We start from the raw sequence: 409 nt of genomic DNA, 5'->3' as shown, positions 1-409 counted from the left end.
CTTTTCCCCCTCCTTTTCCTTCTCCTTCTTTTCTCCCTTTTCTTCTTTCCCCTTCCCCTCTTTTTCTTTCCCTTTCTTTTCCTTCTCTCCTTCTCCTTCCCCCTCCTCCTCTTCCTCCTTTCCCTTCTTTTCCTCTTCTCCTCCCCTCCTCCCTTCCTCTTCCCTCCCCCTTTTTCCCTTTTTCTTTTCCTCCCTTTTCTCTTTTCTTTTTCCCCTCCTTCCCTCCCCCCCCTTTTTTTTCTCTTCTTTCTCTCTCCCCTTTTCCTTCCCTCTTTCTCTCCTCCTCCCTCTCCTTTCCTCTCCTTTTTCCCTTTTCCTCTCCCTTTCCCTTCTTTCCCTCCTTTCTTTCTTCCTCCCTTCCTCTTTCTTCTCCTTCCTCCTCTTCTCCCTCCCTTTCTTTCCCTTCTTC

General features: G+C 48.7%; 1 protein-coding gene. It reads right to left on the bottom strand.

Annotated elements, in window-relative coordinates; all coding sequences use genetic code 11:
• Window positions 1–409: hypothetical protein (locus KH400_RS29840; RefSeq protein ID WP_217228157.1), on the bottom strand; the 409-nt coding region annotated here is incomplete at both ends.

Source organism: Desertibacillus haloalkaliphilus, assembly GCF_019039105.1.
GTDB classification, from domain to species: domain Bacteria; phylum Bacillota; class Bacilli; order Bacillales; family KJ1-10-99; genus Desertibacillus; species Desertibacillus haloalkaliphilus.
Note: the sequence above shows the minus strand (reverse complement) of the source record. Positions and strands in the feature narration are given on the sequence as shown.